The 18,178-nt window shown below is 64.4% G+C and carries 19 protein-coding genes; 10 read left to right on the top strand and 9 right to left on the bottom strand.

Features of this window, described 5'->3' with window-relative positions:
- Window positions 1-19: 19 nt before the first annotated feature.
- Genes nifS through MchiMG62_RS11280 form a run of 6 tightly spaced genes read left to right on the top strand, consistent with a single transcriptional unit; the run spans window position 20 to window position 3,477 of the window.
- Entirely contained in the window at window positions 20-1,219 is a 1,200-nt protein-coding gene (nifS, locus tag MchiMG62_RS11305) for a cysteine desulfurase NifS (RefSeq protein WP_221057043.1), read from the top strand.
- Window positions 1,216-1,659, top strand: coding sequence for an iron-sulfur cluster assembly scaffold protein (locus tag MchiMG62_RS11300; RefSeq protein ID WP_425331890.1), 444 nt, complete (start codon window positions 1,216-1,218; stop codon window positions 1,657-1,659). Before nifS ends, MchiMG62_RS11300 begins: the two co-directional genes overlap by 4 nt.
- Window positions 1,660-1,683: 24 nt before the next feature.
- A complete protein-coding gene (gene cutA, locus MchiMG62_RS11295) occupies window positions 1,684-2,001 on the top strand; it encodes a divalent-cation tolerance protein CutA (protein ID WP_221057042.1) in 318 nt (105 codons plus the stop codon).
- Window positions 2,001-2,750, top strand: a complete 750-nt coding sequence (fdhD, locus tag MchiMG62_RS11290; protein ID WP_221057041.1) for a formate dehydrogenase accessory sulfurtransferase FdhD — start codon at window positions 2,001-2,003, stop codon at window positions 2,748-2,750. The genes cutA and fdhD overlap by 1 nt, the downstream gene beginning before the upstream one ends.
- Entirely contained in the window at window positions 2,747-3,223 is a 477-nt protein-coding gene (locus tag MchiMG62_RS11285) for a DUF1890 domain-containing protein (protein WP_221057040.1), read from the top strand. The genes fdhD and MchiMG62_RS11285 overlap by 4 nt, the downstream gene beginning before the upstream one ends.
- Window positions 3,220-3,477, top strand: a complete 258-nt coding sequence (locus MchiMG62_RS11280) for a DUF1894 domain-containing protein (protein WP_221058771.1) — start codon at window positions 3,220-3,222, stop codon at window positions 3,475-3,477. The genes MchiMG62_RS11285 and MchiMG62_RS11280 overlap by 4 nt, the downstream gene beginning before the upstream one ends.
- A gap of 411 nt (window positions 3,478-3,888) precedes the next feature.
- On the opposite strand, the gene MchiMG62_RS11275 is transcribed toward MchiMG62_RS11280, so the two are convergent.
- Both MchiMG62_RS11275 and MchiMG62_RS11270 read right to left on the bottom strand, forming a co-directional pair.
- A complete protein-coding gene (locus tag MchiMG62_RS11275) occupies window positions 3,889-5,052 on the bottom strand; it encodes a PGF-pre-PGF domain-containing protein (RefSeq protein WP_221057039.1) in 1,164 nt (387 codons plus the stop codon).
- 15 nt (window positions 5,053-5,067) lie between these two features.
- Window positions 5,068-5,793 (bottom strand): sialidase family protein, encoded by a 726-nt coding sequence (locus MchiMG62_RS11270; RefSeq protein WP_221057038.1) that lies wholly within the window; start codon window positions 5,791-5,793, stop codon window positions 5,068-5,070.
- Window positions 5,794-6,202: 409 nt separating this feature from the next.
- Here MchiMG62_RS11270 and MchiMG62_RS11265 point away from each other — a divergent pair, with 409 nt between their 5' ends.
- Both MchiMG62_RS11265 and MchiMG62_RS11260 read left to right on the top strand, forming a co-directional pair.
- Window positions 6,203-8,173, top strand: a complete 1,971-nt coding sequence (locus MchiMG62_RS11265; RefSeq protein WP_221057037.1) for a hybrid sensor histidine kinase/response regulator — start codon at window positions 6,203-6,205, stop codon at window positions 8,171-8,173.
- Window positions 8,174-8,280: 107 nt separating this feature from the next.
- The gene (locus MchiMG62_RS11260; protein ID WP_221057036.1) at window positions 8,281-8,766 is read left to right on the top strand and encodes a TspO/MBR family protein; all 486 of its coding nucleotides are present in this window, start codon (window positions 8,281-8,283) and stop codon (window positions 8,764-8,766) included.
- 116 nt (window positions 8,767-8,882) lie between these two features.
- Here the strand turns inward: MchiMG62_RS11260 and MchiMG62_RS11255 are convergent, their stop codons facing one another.
- The 7 genes from MchiMG62_RS11255 to MchiMG62_RS11225 all read right to left on the bottom strand — a co-directional run bounded on the left by MchiMG62_RS11255 (window position 8,883) and on the right by MchiMG62_RS11225 (window position 15,222).
- Entirely contained in the window at window positions 8,883-9,485 is a 603-nt protein-coding gene (locus MchiMG62_RS11255) for a CDP-alcohol phosphatidyltransferase family protein (protein WP_221057035.1), read from the bottom strand.
- Complete coding sequence (locus tag MchiMG62_RS11250; protein WP_221057034.1) at window positions 9,482-9,994, bottom strand: adenylate kinase family protein; 513 nt, start codon at window positions 9,992-9,994, stop codon at window positions 9,482-9,484. Before MchiMG62_RS11250 ends, MchiMG62_RS11255 begins: the two co-directional genes overlap by 4 nt.
- Window positions 9,991-11,049 (bottom strand): histidinol-phosphate transaminase, encoded by a 1,059-nt coding sequence (hisC, locus tag MchiMG62_RS11245; RefSeq protein ID WP_221057033.1) that lies wholly within the window; start codon window positions 11,047-11,049, stop codon window positions 9,991-9,993. The genes MchiMG62_RS11250 and hisC overlap by 4 nt, the downstream gene beginning before the upstream one ends.
- On the bottom strand, window positions 11,033-12,157 hold the full coding sequence (locus MchiMG62_RS11240) for an acetylornithine transaminase (RefSeq protein WP_221057032.1): 1,125 nt from the start codon (window positions 12,155-12,157) through the stop codon (window positions 11,033-11,035). Before MchiMG62_RS11240 ends, hisC begins: the two co-directional genes overlap by 17 nt.
- A 4-nt stretch (window positions 12,158-12,161) precedes the next feature.
- Complete coding sequence (gene guaA / locus MchiMG62_RS11235; protein ID WP_221057031.1) at window positions 12,162-13,079, bottom strand: glutamine-hydrolyzing GMP synthase; 918 nt, start codon at window positions 13,077-13,079, stop codon at window positions 12,162-12,164.
- 9 nt (window positions 13,080-13,088) lie between these two features.
- Window positions 13,089-14,675: a CTP synthase gene (pyrG, locus tag MchiMG62_RS11230; protein WP_221057030.1), complete on the bottom strand. Its 1,587-nt coding sequence runs from the start codon at window positions 14,673-14,675 to the stop codon at window positions 13,089-13,091.
- Between the two features lie 136 nt (window positions 14,676-14,811).
- On the bottom strand, window positions 14,812-15,222 hold the full coding sequence (locus tag MchiMG62_RS11225; RefSeq protein WP_221057029.1) for a PaaI family thioesterase: 411 nt from the start codon (window positions 15,220-15,222) through the stop codon (window positions 14,812-14,814).
- A 279-nt stretch (window positions 15,223-15,501) separates the two neighbouring features.
- Between MchiMG62_RS11225 and MchiMG62_RS11220 the strand changes: the two genes are divergently transcribed.
- The gene (locus MchiMG62_RS11220) at window positions 15,502-16,677 is read left to right on the top strand and encodes a hypothetical protein (RefSeq protein ID WP_221057028.1); all 1,176 of its coding nucleotides are present in this window, start codon (window positions 15,502-15,504) and stop codon (window positions 16,675-16,677) included.
- A gap of 239 nt (window positions 16,678-16,916) precedes the next feature.
- Window positions 16,917-18,176 carry a PAS domain S-box protein gene (locus tag MchiMG62_RS11215; RefSeq protein ID WP_221057027.1) on the top strand — a complete coding sequence of 420 codons (1,260 nt, stop codon included), beginning with the start codon at window positions 16,917-16,919 and terminating at the stop codon, window positions 18,174-18,176.
- The last annotated feature ends 2 nt before the right edge of the window (window positions 18,177-18,178 follow it).

Here is an 18,178-nt window from a genome sequence, read left to right as displayed (position 1 = left end):
AACCAACGCTTTAGTGGATATGAACGACCAGGTAGAGCGTCCCGTGTATATGGATCACGCGGCGACGACATTCATGAAGCCCGAGGTCCTCGCGGCGATGGCCCCGTACTTCTCGGAGCACTTCGGCAACCCCTCATCCCTCTACCGGTTTGCCGGCGAGCCCCGGAACGGCGTGGAGGCAGCGCGGGGGCAGGTTGCGGCGGCGATCGGCGCGGGCCCTGAGGAGATCTTCTTCACCGCCGGGGGCACGGAGGCCGACAACTGGGCGATCAAGGGGGTCGCTCTTGCGAATCGGGCGCGCGGCAACCATATCGTCACCTCCGCGATCGAGCACCACGCCGTCCTCCACACCTGCGAGTGGCTGGAGAAGCAGGGGTTCTCGGTCACCTACCTCCCCGTCGACGGGTTCGGGCGGGTCGACCCGGAGGCGGTCGAAGCGGCGATCACCGATCGGACGATCCTCGTCTCGGTGATGATGGCGAACAACGAGATCGGGACAGTCCAGCCGGTCGCCGAGATCGGCCGCGTCGCGCACGACCACGGCGTTCTCTTCCACACCGACGCCGTCCAGGCGATCGGGGCGGTGCCGATCGACGTCGATGCGATGAATATCGATCTCCTCTCCCTCTCCGGGCACAAGTTCTACGGCCCGAAGGGGACGGGAGCGCTCTATATCCGGCGGGGGACCCGGGTCGAGACCCTGATCCACGGCGGCGGGCAGGAACGGCGACGGCGTGCCGGGACCGAGAACGTCCCCGGCATCGTCGGGCTCGGGCGGGCGATCGAACTCGCGACCGCCGATATCGCGGGGCACAACCGCCGCATCGCCGCGATGCGGGATAGGCTTATCCGCGGCATCCTCGATGCGATCCCGGACTCGCGGCTGAACGGCCACCCGGTCGAGCGGCTCGCGAACAACGCGAACTTCAGTTTCCGCTACGTCGAGGGGGAGTCGATCCTGCTGCTGCTCGACGCCCGCGGGATCTGCGCATCCACGGGGAGCGCCTGCTCCTCGGGGTCGCTTGAACCCTCGCACGTCCTGCTCGCGATCGGGCTCCCCCACGAGGAGGCGCACGGCTCGCTCCGGCTCACTCTCGGCGATGCGAACACGGAAGACGACGTCGACTACATCCTCGAAGTGCTGCCGGAGGTGATCGGGCGGCTGCGAGAGATATCGCCGTTGACGCCGCCCTCGCCCCGGGTGCCGGAGGCCGAATGATGTATACCGAAAAAGTGATCGAAGAGTTCACGAACCCCCAGAACGTGGGTGAACTGACCGATGCCGACGGTGTCGGCGAGGCGGGGAGCCCGACCTGCGGGGATACCATGAAGATCTACCTCAAGGTCGAGGGCGACCGGATCGCCGACGCCCGGTTCCGGACCTTCGGGTGCGCAGCGGCGATCGCCTCGAGCTCGATGGCCACCCGGATGATCCTGGGGATGACCCTCGCCGAGGCATGGAACCTCTCGGACGCCGATGTGGTGGACGCCCTCGGCGGCCTCCCGGAACCGAAGGTGCACTGCTCGCTCCTCGCCCGCGACGCCATCCGGGCCGCGATAGCCGATTACCGCGTCCGCCGGGGGCTCGAGCCGCAGGAGCGGGGGTCCTGTGAGTGCGGCGGGGTGGGCGGCTGCGGTTCCTGCCCCGGGAACGATTAAATACGGGCGCTACGAAGGTAAATCATGGTTCTCCCGGAATTTGTCGTGGTCTTCTGCACCGCCCCCGCCGGGGAGGCAGAAGACCTCGCACGAGCGCTTGTCGACGCACGCCTCGCTGCATGCGTGAACGTTGCCGACGTGCAGTCCTGCTTCCGGTGGGAGGGCGCGGTCCAGAGCGAGGCCGAGCGGCTCCTTGTCGTGAAGACGCAACGCCGCCTGCTCGATCCGCTCATCGAGCGGATCAGGGAACTCCATAGTTACGACACCCCCGAGATCATCGCCATGCCCATCGTCGGCGGCTACACCCCGTACCTCGACTGGATGCGGGAGGAGACGGCCTGATGGAGATCGTCTGCCGCGCCGGCATCCAGGTGACGGGCGACGGTGCGCGCGAAGTCCACGACGACATCATCGTCGAGGATCATATCCGGCTCTTCCTGAACGGCGAGTATCTCACGGCGCTCGTGGCGAGTCCCGATCGGCTGAACGATCTCGGGGCGGGGTTCGTCGTCTGCGAGGGGCTGGCGGAGACGGTCGAGTCGGTGGAGGTCTCGGAGAAGGACGTCTACATCACCGCCCCGGTGAGAAAGGACGTCCGGCTTGAGGTGGAGTCGTCCGGCGGCTACCGGGTGCTCGGCGAGCCGAGATCGGTCGAGTCGCCGATCACCGTCACGGCGGACGGCATCCGTGCGGTCACGGCGTCGATCGAGTCCGATACCTGGCGGAGAACCGGCGGCGTCCACTGTTCGGTGCTCTTCTGCGACGGGGAACTCGTCACCCGGGCGTGCGACGTCGGGAGGCACAACACCGTCGACAAGGTCGTGGGCCACGCAGCCCTCCGTGGACTCGACCGGTCGACCTGTGTCCTCGGGTGCACGGGCCGGCAGCCGGCGGGGATGGTGGCGAAGGCGGCAAACGCGGGCATCCCGATCGTCGTCTCCCGCGCGGCCTCGACCGACCGCGGCATCCTCACGGCGGAGCGGGCAGGGCTCACTCTGGTCGGCTTCTCGCGGGGAGAGCGGTTCACCATCTACACGCACCCCGAGCGGGTGCCTGAAGTCCTCGAAGAACTGGAGAAGACCAAGAAATGACAGAGAACGACGGAAAAACCGCACTGCTCCTGCTCGGGTGCCCGCAGGTCCCGGTCCAGACGAGCATGGCGCTCTACCTGGCATACGGCTTGAAGGAACACGGCATCCGGCCGGTGATCGCCGGGACGACGGCGGCGCGAAGACTGATGGAGACGGCCGATCCGGGCCGGTACTACCTCGACGAGATGGCCGATCTCGACGACGCGATCGACGCAATCATGGAGAAGAAGCGGGACTTCGACCTCTGCTTCGTCTTCATCCATAACGATTCCGGGATTGCGTATGCCGGAACGATGGCCTACATATCGAAGGCGCGGGTCTACGCGCTCATCTTCGGGGAGCACGCGGAAGAACTCGCGGAGGAGATCGAGTTCCCCTGCGAGATCGTGGCGGCGAAGGCCGTCCATAACCCCATGCCGCTGAAGCGGAGACTCGAGGAGGTGATGCAGTGGGCGGCTGTCTCGAAGCGATGAAACCCGAGATCCTTCTCTCGCAGACGACGTTCAGGGAGGCGCGGGAGTACATCAAGAAGAACGTCCGGGAGTACCACGAGGTCGAGCCGGGCTACAAGATCTTCGATGTCCACATCATCGGTGTGCCGCCGCTGTATGTCGGCGTCGACGGCGATCGCCTCATCTTCCCCTACACCAAGCCCTGTCACGGGACGTTCGTGGTGAAGGTCCCGGGCGGCGAGGAGCTCGCGCGGCTGCGGGCGAGGAAGAAGTAACCCTTTTTTAGAACCCGTTGTGTTTGTCCCGGCCGTTCAGTCGAACCGTTTCTTTGCGCGGAACCCATAAGGCTAATGGCATCTTCGCGCCTGATAGTGCTCGAGCTCCTGCCAGGACGGCGGTCGCACTCACAAACCATCACACCCGGGGTGAGGCTGTATCCCCACGGCGCACGCGAAGCCGCGAAGAACGCGAAGGGTCGCCACAAACTAGATGCCGGAGTTCGCGGCTTCGCGACTTCGCGTGAGGCAACTATGCAGGGGTGATGTATGGTTAGGAGGTGATTCGTCCTCCGGGGAAGGATTTCAACAAATCCGGTTTTTCCCTTAAAAGAGTCTATTGATAGGGACTTCCGGGAATCCCCTTACAAAAATATGGGGGCAATCTGCCCCGGTTCATCGATCGCGGAGTCAGTCGTAGTCCCGGAAGAGCGCCGGGTTCTGCCTCCTGATCCACCAGCGGCGGACCAGATAGCCTCCGGCGGCGAGCACCAGGATCGCCCCTCCGACAAGGGCGACCGTTCCGAGCGGAAATTCAGGCGCCGGCTCGCCGGCCGGCGGCGCGGCTGTGGTCTCTGTCGCGGTGGGCTCTGCCGTCGCCGGCGGCGTTGTCGCTGTCGGGGTCGTTACGGCCTCCTCGGGTCGCTCGACCCCGCTGATCGCGAAGAGGGAGAACCCGGGGGTCGTCGCCGTGAAGGTGACCGTCGACCCGGTGATATCCTTGACCGTCGTCGGGAGCGCCTCCCACGCCGTGCCGTTGTAGTGGTACATCACGATCTCTTCGGGGGTGAACCCGTGCTCCTCGAGCCACGCGGCCGGGGCAGAGAAGGTGATGTTCGCGCCGGTGATCGTCTCGAACCGGGCCGGCACCAGGTCGACGTACTGGTACGGGGTTCCCGGCGCCGGGGGGATCCCGGTTCCCGGGGAGGACTGTTTCCAGCCGGTGACGATGAACGTCTTGAGCCCGGTTCCGGTGACGGTGACCTTGCTCACGGCGGAGTCCCCGCCCACGTTATATCCGTCCGGCCCGCCCGTCGAGCCGCCGCCACCGGATGATGGCCTGCTGGCCGGGGCTGTGACCGTGATGTAATTGGTTATTCGCGTGCTGTCATAACCAGCGGCGTTGGACGCCTGCAGCGTTACCGTGTAGGTTCCCGGGGTCGTATAGATGTGTGTTGGGTTCTGCTCCGTCGAGCCTGCGGGTTGGAACCGCCAGGTGTCGTTTGAATAATAGACGCTGCCGAGCCAGCCGCCCATGACTATGGCGCTCCCGTCCGGCAGCGTGACCGCCGTGGGGTTCTGCCGGTTCAGCCACCCGGCATCGGGTAACTGTATCCACGTCCAGCCGCCATCATCCGACCGCCACATGTCGTTCCTGGAGCCAGTTGTACCCGTACCGCCCATCACGAGGATACCGCCGTCCGGCATCACGACACTGGTGTGGTAGGCTCTTCCCGCCCACCCGGCATCGGGTAACTGCGCCCATGTCCCGCCGCTATCATCCGACCACCAAACATCATTCATCCTGTTACTGCCGTCATCGCCGCCCATCAGGAGGATACTGCCGTCCGGCATCGCAACGCTGGCGTGCTAGGCTCTTGCTGTCCATGGGTTGCCGTCCGGCGGCGTGATATTCGTCCAGGTTGTGCCGTTGTCGTCCGACCGCCAGGTGTCGTCCAGAGGAGTGTAGTCGGCATCACAACCGCCCATGAGTATGATGCTTCCGTCGGGTAGCGTGACCGCCGTGGAACCGGCTCGTGCCGTCCACCCCGAACTCATGTTCATCGGTGTCCATGTGGCTCCGCCGTCGGTCGACCGCCACGTGTCATTCATACATCCGGTGAGGTCCGCTCCCCCCATCACGAGAACGCTGCCGTCCGGCAGCGCGACGCTGCTGTGGTCTCCTCTTCTCGACCATCCAGAACTCATGTTCATCGGTGTCCACGTTGCGCCGTTATCTTCTGACCGCCAGGTGTCGTTCTGGTATCCACTGAAACCCGCTGCTCCACCCATCACGAGGATGCTGCCGTCCGGCAGCACAACGCTGCTGTGCCAGTTTCTGCCCATCCACCCGGAACTCGCATTCTGCTCTGTCCAGCTTCCGGTATACGTTTCGTCGCCGAAGAACCACGCCCACCCGGTCGGGCTGCTGTTCGACTGGTCGGTGAACTGTACAGCGAGTGGTGCGGCCCCGGTGGTCGGAGTGCCGCTGAACGCCGCTTCCGGTGCGGCGGCGCTTGCGGTGCCGATCAGCAGCAGGGTTGCAGCGATCAGGCACAATGTTATCAACGGAATGCTGTTAGGAGGTTTCCCCATATGCTATTAAGAGTACAGAAGAATCTATAAGCATTCGGTTTCGTTACTGGAGATCTGGCCATATCTCCTTTCAATAGTTCAAGATTGTCGGTTATGCCGGGCGTGCAATCCCTGCTTCACGCCGGGTCTGGATCGAGAGAGGATGAACGTTTTTTCGTCCCTCACCGCACCGATCGTAGCCGCCAGAGAGCGCCGGGAACTGCTGCCGCGCACGATGCAGCTGTCCCCGGAGCCCCCTCCCGGTGCCCCGCCTGCGCTCAAAGAACGAGATATAAATCCCCGGAGAACTGTATTACAGTAATGAGAACCCGGCTGCGTGCGGCTATGCCCGCGGCGAGCCGTCCTGCGGCCGGGACACCTGAATCTACACCGATACGGGCGGGTACCGGCCCTGGATGCAAGTGAGACCATGAGCGAACCCTTACGCGTGCTGTTGATCGGGAAGAGTCCCGGCGATCTCGGGGAGATGCTGTGCGAGTGCGGGCGCGACGTTGAGTTGATCCACCGCGAGCGCCCCGAGAACGGGTTTACCGCGGTATCGGGGGGCGGAATCGACGTCGTGCTCCTCGACCTCGATCTCACGGGCGGGCAGGGGGCGGCGGTCTTCGACCGCCTGCGCCGGACGGCCCCCGACGTCCCGGTCATCGTGCTCACCGCGGCGGGAGAAGACCCCGCCGCGCTCCACGCGATGCAGAACGGCGCGCAGGATTACCTGGTCAAGGAGAAGGCCGACGCGGAACTGCTCTGTCGGGCGATCCGGTACGCGCTCGAGCGTACAAGGGTGGAGGCCGCGCTCCGGCACTCTGAGGCGATGTACCGGAGGCTCGTCGAGAACCTCAACGAGGGCGTCATCGCCGTCGACGAGACCGGCCTCATCACCTTCGCGAACCCGGCGATGGAGGAGATCCTCGGCTGCCCCGCGGAACGTCTGGTCGGCTCGCCGGTCGCCTGGTTCTTCGACGCTCCCGGCCGGAAGGGTTCCGCTCCAACGAATCCGTTCTGCCGGGCGACCGACGAACGGCAGGAGTTCGAACTGGACCTCCTCCACTGCGACGGCGGACACGTCCACGCGCTCGTGGTCACGTCGCCGGTCACCGACGAGACCGGCAGGTTCCGGGGCTCGATCGCCGGTATCATGGATATCACCGAGCGCAAGCGCGCCGAAGAGGAGCTCCGGATCCGGAACGAGCACCTCACGATGCTCAATCAGGTCATCGGCGTCACGGCCGCCTCCCTCTCTCTTGCCGGGCTCCTGGAGGAGTCGCTCGAGAAGACGCTCGAACTGATGAGATTCGACGTCGGCATCGTCTACATGCTCGACTCCGAGCGGAAACGAGCGCTGCTGCAGCACCAGAACGGACTCCCCGCGAAGGCGCTGGCCCGGCACCGCCTGATCAAGGTTCACCACTGGCCGTTCAACTTCATCTTCATCGCCGGCCAGCCCCGCTACATCGAGCAGCAGGCGGACTTGAACTCCATCGAGGCGGGCATACTCCGGGAACTCGAGGTCTCCGCGCTCGCCTGCATCCCCCTCGTCGCGGAATCGGTCGTCGTCGGCGCGGTATACGCCGGCAGCCGGACGAAGACGTCCTTCTCCCGCGACGAGCGGACGCTCCTCGAGACGATAGGCCAGGAGATCGGGTCGGGGATCCTGAAAGGGATGCTGCACAAGAAACTCGAGGCGGCCAACCGGGAGGCGAACCTCTACCTCGACATCATGACGCACGATATCAAGAACGCCGAGAACGTCTCGAACCTCTACACCGACCTCCTCCTCGAGATGCTGGAAGGGGAGGCCGCGCTCTACGCGAGGAAGATCCGGAGCAGCATTCACCGGAGCGCGGAGATCCTCGGCAACGTCACCACGATCCGCCGCATCCACCACGACTCGCCCGACGTCGGGCCGGTCGACCTCGCCGCCGTCATCAGGGAGGAGGTCGCCGCCTTCCCGGACGTCGCGATCGAGATTGCGGAGGGCCCCCTCACCCGGGTCTGGGCGGACGACCTGCTCTGTGAGGTCTTCACGAACCTCATCCGGAACGCCGTCAAGTTCGGCGGCGGGGACGTCCGGATCGCCATCCGGGTGGAGGACTACGACGGCGAGAGCGTGCTGGTCTCGGTCGAGGATACCGGGCCGGGCATACCCGATCCCATGAAGGAGTCGATCTTTTCCCGGTTTGAGCGGGGGTGGGTCGGGGGATACGGCGACGGCCTCGGCCTCTTCATCGTCCGGACGCTGGTGGAGAGGTACGGCGGCACCATCCGGGTGGAGGACCGGGTGGAAGGGCGGCCGGATCTCGGTACGGCGTTCCGGTTCACCCTCCGTGAGGTTCTCCCTGCCGGTGACAACGATTACCCGGACGGCGAGGAGTGCGAGTAACATTCCGTGCTGAAAACTGTGCATCGTCGGCTTTCCGTCAGGGCCCGGGCTGACGACCGCTACCCGGATCAAAAGGATTAAGGGCGCGGAAAGCATTATTCCCCAGCGTGACACCAACCTACGTCCGAATCGTTCAGTTCATCGTGGCGATAGGGATCAGTCTCGCAGCCGGGTGGATCGGCTCGTTCTTCACGATGCCGGCGATCCCCACCTGGTATGCCGGCCTTACAATGCCCGGGTTCAGTCCCCCGGCGTGGGTCTTCGGCCCCGTCTGGACGGTGCTCTACATCCTCATGGGCATCGCGCTCTACCTCGTCTGGAGCAAGGGGTGGGGGCATAAGAACGCGCACGTTGCGACGGCGATCTTCGGCGTGCAACTGGTCTTGAACGTTCTCTGGTCGTTCGTCTTCTTCGGGATGCAGGCGCCCTTCTTCGCGTTCATCGTGATCCTGTTCCTCTGGATTGCGATCCTCATGATGATAGTCGCCTTCGACCGGGTCTCGGTGCCCGCGGCGATTCTGCTCGTCCCGTACTTCCTCTGGGTGAGTTTCGCGGCCTACCTCAACTACGGGATCTACGTCCTCAACCCGTAGGGGACGCTCTCAGCCGGATCACCGGATGCAACGGCAGGCTCCCGTGCAGAGATGCACCCCCCGGAGAGCGACGGCGCGGTCTCGCATGGGGGCGTGAAAATAGGTGAGGCGATCGCTTACTGCTTTTCTATCTGCCGCCAGACGTGGGCAAACCGCTGGAACGCGGTGTAGTGTCCGAGGAAGCCGAATATGACGAGGAGCCACCCGAGGTAGTTCAGGCCGTAGATATCGCCGGGTATCAGCACCGTGAGGGCACCTGCGATGATGATCAGCACGAGGCGATCCGCCCGGCCGAGGATCCCGCCGTAGACCCTGCCCACCCCGACGGCCTGCGCCTGGGTGCCGAGGTAGGATGACATCAGGACACCCGTCAGCGCGAAGACCCCTATCTGCCAGGGCGCGGCCCCGCCCGCAAATATCCCGGTGATGATGAAGATATCGGCGTAGCGGTCGATGACGTGGTCGAGAAAGTCTCCGCGAAGCCCCGCGATCCCCATATCCCGGGCGAGCGCCCCGTCGAGCGCGTCGAAAACGGCGTTGAACGCGACCATGATGGTTCCGAGGACGACTCCCCCGGCATAGAACGCGATACCCGCAAGCGCCGAGACGAGGAACGACGCAATCGTCAACGCGTTCGGGGTGACCCCGATCTTTCGGATGAGGTCCACCGCGGGCTGCATGATCCCCTGCACGTGCGGCCGGAACTGGTCGAGCGTCATCGCCCGACCTCCAGGTAATCCGTCCAGTCGATGGAGCCGTAGGACGGCGGGAGAACGCCCTGGATGAACCGCTCGATCCGGTCGGCGCAGTCGCCGGCGGAGAGATCGGTCGAGTCCACCTCGAGGACGTGCTCGCCCGGGTGCTCATCGAGCGTCTCGATCAGGATGACGTCGAGTGCCTCCGCCTCGACGTTCTCCGCGATCTTCTCCTCCGGGTAGTTCCTCGGGGCGAGGCGCCGGCGCAGGACGTCCGGGCGGCACCGGAGCACCACCACCCGGTCGCAGGGGAGGAGGTGGGCGAGGTGGCCTTCGACGATCCCGTCGACGGGCTCGAACTCCTCCACCCACCGGTCGACGTCCACCACCAGCGTCTGGCGGTCACGGTCCTCTTCGATGACATAGGGGCGCACCGTATCCGTCAGCCGGACGACGGTGTGCCCTCGCCGTTCGAGTTCGGCCGCAACAGACGTCTTCCCGGTTCCCGGCGTGCCGGTGATGCCCGTCATCATATCTCTGTCATCGCCCCGAGGAATCGGATGTTCTCCCAGTCTTCGCCGATGCAGACCCTGATGTAGTGGTCTCCGAGCCCCGGGAAACTGGTGCAGGACCGGACGAGGACGCCCTTCGCCGCGAGGCGTTCCGTTGTATCATCCCCTGTTCGGGGCGCGACGTCGATCATGACGAAGTTCGCGTCCGAGGGGTATACCCTGAACGGCACCTCTTCGATGAACCGCCGCCGCCACTCCCGCACGTGTTCAAGGGTCTCCCTCACCCGGTCGGTGTCGCCGAGCGCCCCTGCGGCCGCGGCCATCGAGACCGAGTTCAGCGCGAACGGGGTTGCGGCCCTCTGGTAGAACGGCTCAAGCCACGCGGGCACGAATGCGTAGCCGACCCGGAGCCCGGCGAGAGCGAATATCTTCGACATCGTCCGCCCGATGACCAGGTTCTCGTAACGGCGCATCAGCGGCCGGTAGTCGATATCCGCAAAATCGACGTAGGCGTTGTCGAGGAAGAGCAGCCCGTCCATTCCTTCGAGGATCGCCTCGACATCCTCCGGCGGAACCGAGTTCCCCGTGGGGTTGTTCGGGGTGCAGAGGAAGGCGAGTTTTGCGCCCCGCGAGGCTTCAATAAACGCTGCAGGGTCGACCGAGAAGTCCACACTCCGGGGGACGTTCACGACCCGTGCGCCCTGCGCCGCGGCCGCGATCCCGTAGAAGGAGAAGGTCGGGGTCGAGACGGCCACTTTCTCGCCGGGCTCGACGACCGTCCGGATCACTGTCTCGATGACGCCGTCCATCCCCGCGCCGGTCACGAACCGGTAGTCGCCGTGGTAGCGGCGGAGGGCTTCGACGAGTGCGGATGCCCGCTCGTCCGGGTAGCGGTTCGTCTCCCGCAGAGCGGCTGCCGCCGCCTCGATCGCGGCGGGCGACGGCGGCCGGGGGTTCTCGTTGCTCGCGAGGCGGGCCACCCGGTCGAAGCCGTGCTCCCGCGCGACGTCCCCGGCCTTCTTCGCGTAGGAGTAGCCGCCCGCACCCGCATAGCACGCTCTAATCAAGCGCTGCATCGATGACACCGACGGCTGCGTCGATCTCCTCGTCCGTGATCACGAGCGGCGGGATCAGCCGGAGGTTCCCGTCGGCAGCGCAGTTGACAAGCACCCCGTTCGCGGCGCAGGTCTGCTGCACCTCCGGGCACCGGTCGCCGACCGATATGCCGACGATCAGGCCGCGGCCCCGGGGGTTGTGGCGGGCAAGGCCCTTCATGAACCGCTCGCCCTTCCGGGTCACATCGGGGAGGATCTCCTCGATGACGCCGATCGTCGCGAGCGCCGCCGCGCAGGCGAGCGGGCCTCCGGCAAACGTACTCCCGTGTTCGCCCTTCTTGAACTCGAGTTCCTCGCGGGCGACGAGCGCACCGATGGGGAACCCGCTCGCGAGCCCCTTTGCGGTCGTGACGATGTCGGGGGTGACGCCCGAGTGCTGGAAGGCGAACCATTTCCCGGTCCGGCCCATCCCGGTCTGCACCTCGTCGACGATCATCAGCGCGCCGGTATCGTCGCAGATCTCCCGGATACCCCGGAGGAACTCGTCGGGCGGGATCAGCACCCCGGCCTCGCCCTGGATCGGCTCGACGAAGACCCCGGCGGTATCCTTATCGACCGCACCCGCAAGGGCGTCGAGGTCGCCGTAGTCGACGAAGGTGCAGGGAACCGAGAGCGGCTCGAACGGTTCCCTGATGGCGGGCTTGTGGGTGACGGCGAGTGATCCGCAGGTCCGGCCGTGGAACCCGTGGTTGAATGCGGCGAACTTCTTCCTCCCCGTCCGGACGCGGGCGAGTTTTATCGCGCCGTCGTTCGCCTCCGCGCCGGAGTTCGAGAAGAACGCCTTCGAGAGCCCCGAGATCCCGACGAGTCTCTCCGCGAGTTCCGCCTGGTTCGGGATGTAGTAGAGGTTCGAGCAGTGGATCAGTTCGTGAGCCTGATTGCAGATCGCCTCGACGACCTTCGGGTGGCAGTGGCCGGTGCTGCAGACCGCAATACCCGCCACGCAGTCGATATACTCCCGTCCCTGGTCGTCCCAGACGCGCGACCCCGCGCCGCGGACGATCTTCATCGCCCGGCTGAACGCGGGCATGTAGTAGCGTGCGTCAAGCACGCGTGAGTCTTCTGCCATGATATCACTCATACTCGATCGTCGCGGGGGGTTTCGGGGTGACGTCGTAGACGACCCGGGAGACCCCGGGGATCTCGGCGGTGATCCGGGTCGCCATCCGCGACAGCGTCTCGTAGGGCAGGAGCAGCGGGTCGGCGGTCATCCCGTCCCGCGACTGAACAGCCCGGACGGCGACGATCCAGCCGTGGAGCCGGACGTCTCCCTTGACCCCGGTCCCGAGCCCGATCAGTGCCGCGAAACATTGCCAGGGCCGGAACTCCTCCACCAGGCACTCCTCGACGATGGCGTTCGCCTCCCGGGCGATCGCGACCTTCTCCTTCGTCACCTCTCCGAGCACCCGGACGGCGAGCCCCGGGCCCGGGAAGGGCATCCGGTGCTGGATCTCCGCCGGGAGCCCGAGCCCGCCGGCGACCTCGCGGACCTCGTCCTTGTAGAGGTCGGCAAGCGGCTCGATGACGCCTTTGAACTCGATATCGAGGGGCATGCCGCCGACGTTGTGGTGGCTCTTGATGCCCCCTTCGCTCTCGATGCGGTCGGGGTAGATCGTCCCCTGCAGGAGCATCGTCGCGCCGGTCCGCTTCGCTTCCCGCTCGAAGATCCGGACGAACTTCTCACCGATGGCCTTGCGCTTCTCCTCGGGATCGACGATGCCCGCGAGAGCCTCGAAGAACTCGTCCGCGGCATCCACGACACGGAGGTTCGCGTCGGCAAAGAGCGACCGGATGCGATCGGTCTCCCCCTTCCGCATGAGGCCGGTATCCACGTATATCGGGACAAGGCGGTCGCCTATCGCGCGGGTCGCGAGCGCCGCGCAGACCGACGAGTCCACGCCGCCGGAGAGCGCCATCACGACCTTATCCTCGCCGGCAGCATCGCATATCTCTCTGACTGCCCGGTCGATAAACTTCTCGACGTTTACCATTCTGCTGTCTCACCTGATCTCTGATGATTTATTCTTCTTGCATGCCTCTACAAAGCCGATGTAGGGCGGGGAGGGTTTTGTCGGGCTCGATCTGAACTCAGGGTGGAACTGCGTCGCGAGATAGAATGGGTGCTCCGGGATCTCGCAGACCTCCATCCGCGGCCCGCAGGAGCCCGAGAAGACGAGCCCGGCGCCTTCGAGGTCGGCGATGAACTCCGGGTTCACCTCGTAGCGGTGGCGGTGCCGCTCCACGATTGCCGTTCTGCCGTAGAGACCGGCCACTCTCGTCCCCTCTTTCAGGACGACGTCGCAGTTCCCGAGACGCATCGTGCCCCCGAGTTCGCTGACGCCCTCCTGCTCGGGCAGGATGGCGATGACGTGCGCCCCCTCACCCATCTCTTCGCTCGTGGCGTCCTCGATGCCGAGGACGTGCCGCGCGTACTCGATCACCGAGAGCTGGAACCCGAGGCAGAGGCCGAGATAGGGCTTTTTGTTCTCGCGGGCGTACCGGATCGCCCGGATCTTCCCCTCAATGCCGCGCTTCCCGAACCCGCCCGGGATCAGGATGCCGTCGACATCGGCGAGATCGCGGATCTCGAACGTCTCCGCGTCCAGCCAGCGGATCTTCACCTCGGTGGAGAGCGCTCTTCCGGCGTGCTTGAGCGACTCCTTGATGGACATGTAGACGTCCTCGATCCCGTACTTGCTGACGATGGCGACCGTCACCCGGTTCGTGTACTCCTGCGAGACGACCCGGTACCACGCGGGATCCGGTTCCCGGTTATTGAGGGAGAGGTAATTGCAGACGACGTCCGCGAGCCCTTCTTTCTCCAGCTCCATCGGGATCTGGTAGATGTCCGGTGCGTCCTTTGCGGAGACGACGGCTTTTACCGGGACGTCGGTGAAGGTGGATATCTTCTTCTTCGTCTGCGGCCCGATCACGTCGCTGCTTCTCGCGACGATGATGTCGGGCTGCAGCCCGAGTTCGCGGAGCGCCTTCACCGAGTGCTGCGTGGGTTTGGTCTTGAAGTCCCCCATCGTGTCCATCGGGACCAGGGTGACGTGAACCAGGATCATCTCTTCCGGCGCGAGTTCGCCGTGCATCTGCCGTACGGCCTCAAGGAACGGCATGCTCTCGATGTCGCCCACCGTGCCGCCGACCTCAACCATGCAGATGTCGGCAACCTTGCCGCCGTTGACCGCTTCCTCGGCCGCGCAGCTGATGCAGTGCTTGATCTCGTCGGTGATGTGGGGGATGATCTGGACAGTCGCCCCGAGGAAGTCCCCGCGCCGCTCTTTCTCGATGACGTTCCGGTAGACCTTGCCCGTCGTGATGTTGTGGATCGACTTGAGGTTGATGTCCAGGAACCGCTCGTAGTTGCCTAAGTCGAGGTCGACTTCCCCGCCGTCGGAGAGGACGAAGACTTCACCGTGCTGGGCGGGGTTCATGGTGCCGGCGTCGATGTTCAGGTACGGGTCGATCTTCACCGCCGTTACCAGGTAGCCGCGGTTTTTCAAGAGGCGGCCGATGGATGCGGTGGTGATGCCTTTCCCGAGCCCGCTCATGACGCCGCCGGTTACAACGATATACTTCAAACTCTCGTTCCCCTCCGGTTGTGCCGAATGCTCTATCTTATGTATGTGATCCCGGGTATTGAGAATGTATTGTTCCGGCAGTCCCGGGGAATCCCCGTCGGCGCAAAGAGGGCTTCCCCGGGGGGGCGTCCCGGCGCTACCCCTCGATGACCGCGAACGATGTCGACGTCCGGGTAAGGAGGGTATCGTCCGCCGCGCTCCTGACCTCCCCGTCTGCAAACGCCACCCGGCGGCCTTTGCGGACGACCCGCCCGGTGGCGACGATCGCCCCCGTGCTGACGCCCTTCATGAAACTGGTATGCTCGTCGATCGTGGCGATCCTCTCATTTTCTGAGAGAAGCGTATACAGCGCAAGCGCAATCGCCTCGTCGGCGAGCGCCACGTAGATCCCGCCCTGGAGCCACCCGGCGCCGTTCAGCATATCCGGCCGGACCTCCATGCTGAGGCGCGCCCGCCCGTCGCCGTATTCGTCTACATCTATCCCCATCAGTTTGAAGAAGGGATTCGCGTCCCTCCCGACCCGTTTTAGTTCGTCAATGTAGCCCACGCGACCACACCTGCCTCCCGGAGGATATGGGGTCTGTCGGGATAAACGTTATGAAGACCGGCGCCGGATACGAAATCCGATTCGTTTACCCTGCTCGTTTGCCGGCAGGAGATCAGGGTCCCGGCGGCGAGACCCGGTGCCGCCTTCCATCCCTGAAAACCTTGTTGCACGAAATCTCCATTTTACGCGCCATATACTGGATTTAACGCTCTCTCCCGGCGGGAGAGACCTGAAGGACATATAACAACAAATATCTCTTCAACTCTCAACCAGTACGGTATGGAAGAAGCGTGGCAGCCCGAGGCGCTCCGGAACCGGCGGCTCGAGCAGCTCCGGGCTACCATGGACGATTACATCGCAAAGAACACCGGACTGGTCGAGGGGAACCTCCCGGTCTTCTTCGGTCACGTTGCCGCCACGCTCGACAAGACGTTTCCCGATCTCGACGACAGGACCTACGACGACTTCATCGATGCGACCGCTTTTACCCTCCTCAACGTCACGCGCGAGGCCCCGACGACGGAGTTTCTCGAGAAATTCCTGCGGCACGCTATGGGAAACAAGCGGCGCCGCAAGGGGCGGGCAACGCTCGACGTGATTGTGGCCCTGAAGTTGATCGACTCCGGCAACTACTACCAGGCGATCGAGTACCTTATGCCCCACAGGAGTTACGACGGTCGCACCAACGCTGCGGTCGCCTACTGCTACTACGCTCTCTCCCTCGCGAAGAACCAGAAGTCGAGACTTCGCCCCGACGACCTGGAACTGCACGCCCGCGAGGAGATGCTGAACGTCTCCCGTGTCCGCGCCCCGCTCAACCGTCTCGCGCTCTTCAGTCGCAGGGATAACCGGCTGAACACGATCTTCTGGTTCATGCTGGATCTGGCGTTCACCTGGTTCCCGAGCGAACCGGAGTTCTACCGCATGGGCATCACCAAAACGAAGGACGATGGCGATATCGAGCGCCGGAACCATCTCCTTGCTCATGCAACGGAGCGGTTCTCGGACGATCGGTTCTTCCTCGCGGAGGCGTTCAACACCCGCGTGGAGTTGCGCAACGGGAGCGGTGCCGCCGCTGTCGTCAAGCAGATGATGCAGCAGTTCCCGAACGACCCCGAACCGCTCTACTACGGGATGAAACTCGCGATTCTCGGAGCCCAGCCGAGATCCTATGCGACGTTCCGGAAACTGGCGATCTTAAAAGAGTTTCCCCGGTTCCCGCTCTTGATGCTCGATACTGCCTTCGAGGTCATGAGGAACCACAAAACGGAGAGTTACGTCTGCTTCGAGGAGGCAAAGAAGGCCTCGCCCGGGCGAGATTACTACATCACGTCGCTGGAGTACATCCTCCGCGACTTCATCGAAGGGGACGATGAACGGGCGAAACGCGCGAGATCTGCGTTCTTTATGTCCGTGGATCAGTACTGCATGCAGATCCTGAAGATCAGGGAGTGACGGAGAATGGTTGTCGCGCTGCAAAGGCCTCCTCCCCGGTGGGGAATCCTGAGATCGCCCGTTGCTTCAAACCGGTGTCGGGATGCCGGTGTTCTTCCGGAAAATGGGTTAAATCGCCCCATTTCGAAAATAACGGGGAGAGACAGAACGATGCATATATCTATCTCGAAAAGCAAAATCTCCTATAAGCGGCGCTTACAGGCCCGAATAACCAGATATATCGTGGAGGACCGGTTACGATGACGGGAAACAAGACAACCCGGGACGGCGCCCGCGAATCGCCGGACCTTGGAGCGGATACCTGCCTCTCGATCCTCCGTGAGACGCCGGACGGCCTCGTTCTGGTGGACGGCGAAGGCAGATGCCGGTACCTGAACCCGGCGTTCACCCGGATTACCGGGTATACTCCGGAGGATGTTCCGACGCTCGCTCAATGGTTCGAGCGTGCCCACCCGAACCCGGCGTACCGCCGGAAGGTGCAGGGACCGGGGGAGGAACTGTTCTCAGGCGCCCGGGACCTCCTGGTTGCCAGCGTGGTCTGCCGGGACGGCAGGGTGCGCGATATCGAGCTCCGGCGGGCGGCGGTCGAGGGCGGCTATGTCCTGCTCGCCGTCCGGGACGTCACCGAGCAGTCCCTGGCCGAGGAGAACCTCAGGCAGGCGACATCCGAGTTGACCGCGGTGATCGAGGCGTTCCCCGATCTCTTCGTCCGGTTGAACGCCGACGGCACGATCCTCGAAGTCAGGGCAGGGAGGCTCGCGGAGACGCCGTTCATCTCCCAGGTGCACCTCGGGCGGCGGGTGCAGGATCTGCTCCCCGCCGGGGTGGGCGAGGCGCTTTCGGGTGCGTTGCAGGAGGTCGTCAGGACGAATACGCCCGCAGCACCCCTCGAGTTCAGTCGCACGAAAGTCGGGGAAGTCCGGCACTACGAGGCCCGCGTCATGCCGCTCCGGGAGCTGCACCTGATGGTCATCATCAGGGAGATCACGGAGCGCAAGTTGGCGGAGGAGGAGCTGCACCGCCACCGCGAGCACCTGGAGGAACTCGTCGCCGAACGGACCGCCGAACTCGAGCGCACGAACAAGCAGCTCGAGCAATTGCTCTACTACATCGAGATGACCGAGCGCAAAGCCGCGGAGAACTGGCTGGACTCACCGGTCGAACTGGATTCCCCCGGGATGGACGAGCCCGGAGAGGCGAGGATCACGACCGACGCCGCCGGGACGGTCGTCATCGTGGATATGGCGGCCGAACGCCTCACCGGCTACGCGGGGGACGAACTGGCCGGGAAGCCGGTCTGGTCGCTCTTTACGGGCGGCGATCTCCGGGAACTTCTCTCCCGGGAGGTGCTGGAGCAGGGCCGGTCGGCGGAGTACGCACTGATCGTGAGTCTCGTGAGAAAAGACGGGTCGAAAGAGGCCGTCCGTGTCTCCGGCGACCCGATCGCCGACGGCTCCGGCACCGTGATCGGGATGGTCTGCACCTTTTACAAGGCGTGAAT

It is taken from the genome of Methanoculleus chikugoensis (assembly GCF_019669965.1).
Lineage (GTDB): Archaea > Halobacteriota > Methanomicrobia > Methanomicrobiales > Methanoculleaceae > Methanoculleus > Methanoculleus chikugoensis.
This window is presented reverse-complemented; position numbering and strand designations above follow the sequence as displayed.

Bases quoted from the DNA above. Each gene is read 5' to 3' on its own strand.
- MchiMG62_RS11265 (WP_221057037.1), top strand. From the start codon at position 6,203: ATGAGCGAACCCTTACGCGTGCTGTTGATCGGGAAGAGTCCCGGCGAT.
- MchiMG62_RS11275 (WP_221057039.1), bottom strand. From the start codon at position 5,052: ATGCCGGACGGCAGTATCCTCCTGATGGGCGGCGATGACGGCAGTAAC.
- MchiMG62_RS11300 (WP_425331890.1), top strand. From the start codon at position 1,216: ATGATGTATACCGAAAAAGTGATCGAAGAGTTCACGAACCCCCAGAAC.
- cutA (WP_221057042.1), top strand. From the start codon at position 1,684: ATGGTTCTCCCGGAATTTGTCGTGGTCTTCTGCACCGCCCCCGCCGGG.
- MchiMG62_RS11220 (WP_221057028.1), top strand. From the start codon at position 15,502: ATGGAAGAAGCGTGGCAGCCCGAGGCGCTCCGGAACCGGCGGCTCGAG.
- MchiMG62_RS11215 (WP_221057027.1), top strand. From the start codon at position 16,917: ATGACGGGAAACAAGACAACCCGGGACGGCGCCCGCGAATCGCCGGAC.
- guaA (WP_221057031.1), bottom strand. From the start codon at position 13,079: ATGGTAAACGTCGAGAAGTTTATCGACCGGGCAGTCAGAGAGATATGC.
- nifS (WP_221057043.1), top strand. From the start codon at position 20: ATGAACGACCAGGTAGAGCGTCCCGTGTATATGGATCACGCGGCGACG.
- MchiMG62_RS11285 (WP_221057040.1), top strand. From the start codon at position 2,747: ATGACAGAGAACGACGGAAAAACCGCACTGCTCCTGCTCGGGTGCCCG.
- MchiMG62_RS11255 (WP_221057035.1), bottom strand. From the start codon at position 9,485: ATGACGCTCGACCAGTTCCGGCCGCACGTGCAGGGGATCATGCAGCCC.
- hisC (WP_221057033.1), bottom strand. From the start codon at position 11,049: ATGCAGCGCTTGATTAGAGCGTGCTATGCGGGTGCGGGCGGCTACTCC.
- MchiMG62_RS11240 (WP_221057032.1), bottom strand. From the start codon at position 12,157: ATGGCAGAAGACTCACGCGTGCTTGACGCACGCTACTACATGCCCGCG.
- fdhD (WP_221057041.1), top strand. From the start codon at position 2,001: ATGGAGATCGTCTGCCGCGCCGGCATCCAGGTGACGGGCGACGGTGCG.
- MchiMG62_RS11250 (WP_221057034.1), bottom strand. From the start codon at position 9,994: ATGATGACGGGCATCACCGGCACGCCGGGAACCGGGAAGACGTCTGTT.
- MchiMG62_RS11270 (WP_221057038.1), bottom strand. From the start codon at position 5,793: ATGGGGAAACCTCCTAACAGCATTCCGTTGATAACATTGTGCCTGATC.
- MchiMG62_RS11280 (WP_221058771.1), top strand. From the start codon at position 3,220: ATGAAACCCGAGATCCTTCTCTCGCAGACGACGTTCAGGGAGGCGCGG.